This is a genomic window from Dolichospermum sp. UHCC 0406, assembly GCF_009712025.1.
GTDB classification, from domain to species: domain Bacteria; phylum Cyanobacteriota; class Cyanobacteriia; order Cyanobacteriales; family Nostocaceae; genus Dolichospermum; species Dolichospermum lemmermannii.
In genome coordinates this window covers 80237-85442 of record NZ_VILA01000005.1, presented here as the reverse complement: position 1 = coordinate 85442, position 5206 = coordinate 80237, and the positions used below count along the sequence as shown (strand labels likewise).

The window sequence follows — 5206 nt, the reverse complement described above, 5'->3', positions numbered from 1 at the left end:
CGAATTTACCATCAAATTTTCTTCATACTCATTTATTGGCTTGATATTAACATGGTAATACTGCCCTTTTTATCTATTCATAGAAGTTACATTTTGTCAAAAAAAATTAGATGCGTTTCCCCTGACTATATCCCCTATCGTACTTATATCAGATTACTTAAAACTAACTGCTTGCTTGGTAATTCTCAGCAAAATTAACCACCTATCAGCAAAGTTGACAGGTTTGATTTGAAATTAAAGTAGTTGCGTTTTAAACATGGATTTGTGAGAATTTTTTCTGAAAAATAAGAAGGAAAGGTGAAGATTCATCAATAAAAATTTATGACTATCATGCCGATTTTATGATCTACCCAACCACAAGTTATAATCATCAAATGCAAGCAATTATTCAAGAAATTGTGTGGCAGAAAAAACTAGAAGTTGCACAAATACAAAAAGATATGTCTTGGGCTTCCTTGCAACGTCAGTTAACTGCTGCTCCTACTGTCCGGGACTTTTTTACGGCTTTGCAGTTGAGTATTTATAAACCTAGTTTAATTGCAGAAGTGAAAAAAGCATCACTTTATCATAGTGTAATTAGACCAGATTTTGATCCAGTTACTATTGCTCAGGCTTATAAAAAAGGAGGAGCATCTTGTGTATCTGTTGTCACTGATCAAAAGTTTTTTCATGGTGGGTTTGATCATCTTCGTGCTATCAGATATCGCGTAGGAATACCTCTACTTTGCAAAGATTTTATCATTGATCCTTGCCAAATTTATTTAGCCCGTTCCGCTGGTGCAGATGCAATATTATTAATTGCTGCTATTCTGACAGATAAGCAATTACAAAACTTCTTACGAGTGATTCACTACTTAGGGATGAATGCTGTTATCCAAGTTCATAACTTAAATGATTTGGATAGGGTTCTCGCATTAGAAGATGTCAGGATAGTTTCCATTGATAACCAGAGTTTAAGTGATTTTAATATCAATATTAACACTACTCAGGAATTATTGGCAGCTAGGCGATCGCAACTTCAAAACCTAGGAATTTTAGTCATCAGTGAATCAGGAATAGAAACCCCTGATGATTTATCCTTTGTTGCTGAAGCTGGTGTCCAAACAGTGATTATGGGAGAATCTTTGCTTAAAGAAAATGATTTAGAAGTAGCTGTCAGAAATTTACTCCAATCCAAATTTCCTATTCATTATTAAGAAGAATTAAGGATTGGCTAGTAATTGACGAATTTCTCATAACAAAGGTTTCCACCAATCATGATTATTCAGATACCATTCTACAGTTAAACGTAACCCTTCATTAATTGTCACGGATGGAGTCCAACCAAATTCTGTTTTTAGCTTGTTGGCATTAATAGCATATCTTCGATCATGTCCAGGTCTATCCTTCACAAAAGTAATTAATTTTTCCGCTGGATATACTGGTAAATCTGGTGCTAATTCATTCATGATTTCACATAAACTTTGTACCAGACTGATATTTTCAACTTCGTTATTACCACCAATATTATAATTTTCTCCTGGTTTTCCTTGATGGATTACCACATCTAAAGCCCGACAGTGATCAACTACATATAACCAATCTCGAACATTTTTTCCATCACCATAAATAGGTAATTCTTTACCAGTTAAAATATTAATACACATCAAAGGAATTAGCTTTTCGGGAAATTGAAAAGCACCATAATTATTAGAGCAATTAGTGATAATTGTCGGTAATTTATAAGTATGATAATAAGCCCGAACTAAATGATCACTCCCAGCTTTTGAGGCTGAATAAGGACTATTGGGACTATAAGCTGTAGTTTCTGAAAACGCTGGTTCATCTGCAGTGAGACTACCATAAACTTCATCTGTAGAAACATGAAGAAATAGGTAATTATCAGGTTGTGTTTTTGCTTCCCAATGTTGACGAAAAGCTTCTAAAAGAGTAAAAGTTCCTACTACATTAGTTTGGACAAATGCAGCAGGTCCAGTAATTGACCGATCAACGTGAGATTCGGCGGCAAAATGGGCTATAGTATCTATATTTTCTGCTAAGAGTAATTTATCAACTAAAGAGCGATCGCATATATCCCCTTGGACAAACCGGAAATTCTCTCTTTCTGCAACTGATGCTAAATTATGGCGATTTCCAGCATAGGTAAGAGCATCCAATACCACTAATTTATCATTTGGATAAGCTTGACACCAATGATGGACAAAATTCGCTCCAATAAACCCAGCTCCCCCTGTCACCAATAATCGTCTATTCATGATTCCTTAATTACTTTGTAAATATTTCTTTTTAATTTTACCAAAAATTCTCTGTATAAACAATTTTGCTAACCGGATTTTTGTCAAATTGGCAATTGGATTTGAGTAATTATTTTCATGAGTAAAGAAATCATTAATTTCTGTTAAAATTACCCGCAAGCGTTGGATAATATTCTCAGTTCTATATTCTGCTAATACATTTTCAGATAAAGTCAATGATGTAGAAGATGCTAAAACTTTCAAAATTCTATCTACGTCATATTCCAAAGCATAACCAGCGATTTTATAACAATTAAATCCTGGATCTAAATAATCAGATAATCCCCCATTGACACTAGAAAACACCTGACAACCACAAGCTAATGCTTCCATTGGTTGTAAACCAAATCCTTCGCTAACTCCTTGTAATTTCCAATATTCTGCCGAATCATAAAGATAAACTTTAGTGCGATTAAATAAAGCTGGTAAATCTTCTACATAACTATCAATAACCAACACCTTACATTTTTTTTCTAAAGCTGGAATTAATGACTTAATTAAATATTCTGAGGATTTCCGCGTTTGAACTAAAACATCAATATCTCGATTTTGATGTAAATTAGTAAATTCCTGACTAATTTGATTAGGTAAATAATAAATTAGAGAATTTGGTGCTTGTTGTCCCCAATAACCTAGAGAATTTCTGCTAACTGTAATTATGGGAATACTTGATGGTAAATTAATCTTATAACCTGCACTGTGAGCATGATAAATTACATGATATTTTTGCAATTTAGATGCAAGTTTACCAACATCAAATCCCCAACTAATCACAAAAATTACATCATCTAAATTTTCCTCTCGCAATAAATCGTCTAAAAACAATTTACCTGATTCCCGCTGACGATAAGTAACTACTTCAGCAGCACAAATCTGTTGAGCTAAAGTAACCGTTTTCAACTCCGCCCAAAGACCACCACAAGCAAATTTACCATCTGTCCCCGGAACTAAAAAGTAAAGCTTTTTCATAATACTAAATATTAAATTTTCTTCCTTCTTTCTTCTTCCTTCGTGTTCTTCGTTCCTTTGTGGTTCATTAACTCCTGATTTATTAACTCCTGATTTATTAACTCCTATTTTTCCCAAGATACCTTAACAAAATGACTTTCCTTTCCCCAAAAATCACGAGCAATAGTAATATTTTCAACAGCCAAATTAAAAGGGATAGAAGTTGTAATATAACGCTGAGTGAGCATTCCTAAATCCGGTGCAATTCCCGCTGCGGCCATTGCTGCTAAACCTAAGCCAATAAGTTGTTCAATTGGTCGAAACGGCAACATAAAAGGTACAGTTACCGATAGTCCAGCAGTTAATAACATAGCCACAGATACATTTGTGCCACAACGGGGATGTATAGCTAAATCCCATTCTCCACTGGTAAGACGATGTTTAGCTAATGTTACCGCGCGGCGCAAATCATTAATATTCACATCACCATATAGAAAAAATCCCTGTTCGGTAGACAAACCACCTAATAATTCATCATCTAATTGCGTATTAGTGCTTGTTCCTGGTGGTGAATAGGGTTTTTTATTGTCCCCTAATACCCAAACCGTAGCGTGTTCTAGAGCGTGAACTTGACGTAACATGAGAATTTCTTTCAACCCAGGAATAAAAGATAGCTGTTGGAGTAAATCAGCATCTTGGCTGGGGTGAGGTGCAAGAAAGTCAAAGCTAAAGGAAGATGATTCGTCCAAATAAGCAGTATTCATAAAACCTCACGGTAATATATGTTTTTTAACCAGGACTATGGCGGGCTAGAAGCCGACCCCACAATAAATATATAACTTTTGTGGGGTGGGCATCCTGTCCGCCAATCTTATATATTGTGTCTATCTACCTATTTAATGCCTAACAATTCCACATCAAAAATTAAAGTAGAGTAGGGGGGAATCACACCACCAGCACCACGGGCACCATAACCTAATTGTTCAGGGATAATTAATTGGCGACGGCCACCTACTTTCATAGTGATTACGCCTTCGTCCCAACCTTTAATTACTTGTCCTACACCAATTTTAAAGCTAAAGGGTTTACCGCGATCGCGCGAACTATCAAATTTAGTCCCATCTTCTAAAGTACCGATATAGTGAACCTCAACGGTTTGGCCAGTTTGGGGAATTGCGCCCGTTCCCTCGACTAGTTCCACATATTTTAATCCAGAGTCGGTAGTAACAACTTTAGCTTCAGACATAGTATTGCTCTTGATTAGAGTATTGTTTTCTTGAGTGACAGTGGTGGTTGGTTGTGTTGGGGAAGAATTACCGATTGCAGTATCTTTTTGACCACTAATTTGGGTAAATACTAAAACACCAACACATACCAGCATTAACACCACGCTGAGGAAAATTCCTTTCAAAATCAGCCCTCTCTGTTTTAATTACTGATGATCAGATTACCGATAGAACACAAATTAGTTTAAATCAGAAATGACCGTTTAGCGCCACAGCTTATTTTCCAAATCCCGAACCTGACGCTCTAAACGGTCAATTCTTCCCCGTAATTCATCTACTTCTGACTGACGGGCAACTCCCAAGTCCTGCATCATATTCCGCATTTGTCGGTGCATTTGCTCATCCCAATTACCTTGTTCAGACTGTAATTGGGTAACAAGATCATCCATTACCGCCTTAGCTTGCTCAGGATTGAGTTTACCGTCTTTAACCAGTTCATCACTGACTTCTTTCAGTTTGTCTGCAACTAAAGAAGTTGTGCCAATACCCAACATCATTAACTGTTGCAACCAATTGTTACTATCCATACTCCCTTCCTCTGACTAAAAGCTTCGTAATTCTAGCCTACACATTTATTTTGTCAGTTGTCAGTTGTCAGTTGTCAGTCGGAAAAATCTTATTCCTACCTCCCCTACCTCCCCTACCTCCCCTACCTCCCCTACCTCCCCTACCTCCTCT

At 36.4% G+C, this 5206-nt stretch carries 6 protein-coding genes; 1 reads left to right on the top strand and 5 read right to left on the bottom strand.

Annotated elements, in window-relative coordinates:
* The first annotated feature begins 284 nt into the window (after positions 1-284).
* Positions 285-1196 (top strand): indole-3-glycerol phosphate synthase TrpC, encoded by a 912-nt coding sequence (locus FJR09_RS06035; RefSeq protein WP_305727983.1) that lies wholly within the window; start codon positions 285-287, stop codon positions 1194-1196.
* 36 nt (positions 1197-1232) lie between these two features.
* On the opposite strand, the gene rfbB is transcribed toward FJR09_RS06035, so the two are convergent.
* From rfbB to FJR09_RS06010, 5 genes are all read right to left on the bottom strand, one after another.
* Positions 1233-2255 (bottom strand): dTDP-glucose 4,6-dehydratase, encoded by a 1023-nt coding sequence (gene rfbB, locus FJR09_RS06030; protein WP_015081003.1) that lies wholly within the window; start codon positions 2253-2255, stop codon positions 1233-1235.
* 6 nt (positions 2256-2261) lie between these two features.
* Positions 2262-3263, bottom strand: coding sequence for a glycosyltransferase (locus tag FJR09_RS06025; RefSeq protein WP_015081004.1), 1002 nt, complete (start codon positions 3261-3263; stop codon positions 2262-2264).
* A 104-nt stretch (positions 3264-3367) separates the two neighbouring features.
* Complete coding sequence (locus FJR09_RS06020) at positions 3368-4006, bottom strand: DUF6391 domain-containing protein (RefSeq protein WP_015081005.1); 639 nt, start codon at positions 4004-4006, stop codon at positions 3368-3370.
* A 128-nt stretch (positions 4007-4134) separates the two neighbouring features.
* Complete coding sequence (locus FJR09_RS06015; RefSeq protein WP_235081861.1) at positions 4135-4653, bottom strand: FKBP-type peptidyl-prolyl cis-trans isomerase; 519 nt, start codon at positions 4651-4653, stop codon at positions 4135-4137.
* Positions 4654-4731: 78 nt separating this feature from the next.
* A complete protein-coding gene (locus FJR09_RS06010; protein WP_015081007.1) occupies positions 4732-5055 on the bottom strand; it encodes a phasin family protein in 324 nt (107 codons plus the stop codon).
* Between the last annotated feature and the right edge of the window lie 151 nt (positions 5056-5206).